This is a genomic window from Saccharopolyspora sp. NPDC045941, assembly GCF_056431445.1.
This window is the reverse complement of record NZ_JBWKKU010000168.1, coordinates 1-1,261: the sequence shown is the minus strand read 5'-3', so window position 1 is coordinate 1,261 and position 1,261 is coordinate 1. Positions and strand designations below refer to the sequence as shown.

General features: G+C 61.1%; 1 protein-coding gene. It reads right to left on the bottom strand.

Annotation, left to right across the window (positions count from 1 at the left end):
• Positions 1–1,043: 1,043 nt before the first annotated feature.
• On the bottom strand, positions 1,044–1,261 hold a 218-nt coding region (locus tag AC07FN_RS45905), incomplete at its 5' end, for a hypothetical protein (RefSeq protein ID WP_478401386.1).

The window sequence follows — 1,261 nt, the reverse complement described above, 5'->3', positions numbered from 1 at the left end:
GCTTCGAGGGCGGCAAACTCGTCGAACGCCCCGACGACCACGCCCCACCCACCGCCGCCTAAACAATCTTGACCCACAGGTCTTGACTATTCCTCCACCGCGATCGTCCGCGCCGCACTCACCCTCACCCACCACGAACACGGCAAAATCCACTGAGATCACCTCACTGTGATGTCCTCTCTGCTGCCGGTAGCCAAGCTTCGAATCCCGTGGACGCTGAATCGGAGCCCGGTCGCCAGCTGACCCCGGCTGGGTGTGACGGTGAGGGCTCAGTCGATTATCTCGGTGCCTGGTTGAGCGACCGGGTCAGTTCTCTGTTGGTGGTACGGGCGGCGTCAAACTCGTCTGTGCGTTGCTGGATGAGGCGGCTCGCGGAACCGGTCGATTCGCTCCGGCTCAATAAGAATTTGCATGACTGAGATGTCACGGACGGTAACTGCCAGTCGAGGCTGTGCAACAGGTCCCTGACTTGGCATGGTGTGCGGCGAACGAGGGCGTGGTATGGCGGGCGTGGCAGTCGTCTCAGGTGTGTGGTCGGAGTTCCGGCGCGTGGGCAACCTCCGCTTCGCGTCCCTGGGGAGGCCATTGTTTATCCATGGTTTATGGTCCGCTGTGACGCGCTCTGAACCACGGTGAACCACACAGCAGTGCCGGAATCATCGCTGCTCAGCGCGATCAGCTACGCTGAAACACAGCGAGGTGTGGAAACGTCCAAATTGGGCTGAGGTTCAGAGTCGGTAGCGATGATGACTTCAGCGACGATCGAAGAATTTGCCCTTGAGCGGATCTTTTCCATTGACGCTCGGATGAGGCGTACCGGAGTGTGCGCGAGGCCCCCAGATGGAGACACGCTACGAGAAACGATCTCCGCGTGCGCGGGGCCGACGTTGTTGGTCTGCGGAGCCTTCAGCAGGACCGACACCCGAGTGCGCGGGGCCCGTGGATGCCCTGGTCTCCCATGCCAGCGCGACCGATCGACAGGTATCCCGTCACTATTGACCGTGCCATAGCGCGCGATTCCGGGTGGGGCATACGCGAGCTGGTCAGCCTCTGGCTTGGATTGCCAGATCTAGTCTCTCGATGAAGTCGCGGCATGCCGAAGCGGCTGCGGCAAGACTCTTGTCGGAGAGCACGGTTCTGTCGCCGTCGAGTGGGATGCCTGCGGCCTTATTGATGCGTAACTCAAATGTGGCGTGTTCGTTGGTTATGGTGTGAGGGTGGCGGTGACTAACGCTCGGCAGCTTTCCCCGGCGTCGCAAGA